1 protein-coding gene is annotated in these 512 nt (G+C 65.4%); it reads right to left on the reverse strand.

Annotation, left to right across the window (positions count from 1 at the left end; genetic code table 11):
• The coding region (locus EVC45_RS46075) for a hypothetical protein (protein WP_168991693.1) at positions 1 to 512 on the reverse strand (512 nt) is incomplete at both ends.

The raw sequence follows: 512 nt of genomic DNA on the forward strand, positions 1-512 counted from the left end.
TGCTCAGGGCATTGAGCAGATTTGAAATATTCTGTGCGTTCAGCCTCCCGGCCAGGCCGCGCAACCGGACATGCCCGGCCAGCGCCGATACCGCCTCGCAGCACACCAGGTGCTCCGGTGCCTTGGACAGCGCATTGGACAGAAGGGCGGCTTCCCCTTCTCTCAGCCCGGCAAGCGCGCCCGGCCTCAGCACTTCGGTCGCGATACTTCGCAGCGCCAGCCGGCAGATCTCGCTGCCGGCGTGCTTGCACAGCTTGTTGGCAAGATGCACGTAGCGTGCCGCCGGCTCGCCCCGGCACCAGCCGGTGTCCGCCACATAGTGCGCCGCCAGTTCGACCGCCTGGCGGGCTTCGTTGACCAGCGGACGCGGCATGGCCCTGATCTGCAGTTTCAGCAGATACCGGTCCAGGAAGTACACATTGGCGCTGGCGTCATCCGGGTGCAGAAAGACCAGCGCCTGTCCGTAGCCGTCACGCTGTGCCAGGTAATTCTCCCTGGCCATCCGGATACCC

It is taken from the genome of Paraburkholderia sp. UYCP14C, from assembly GCF_004197395.1.
GTDB lineage: Bacteria > Pseudomonadota > Gammaproteobacteria > Burkholderiales > Burkholderiaceae > Paraburkholderia.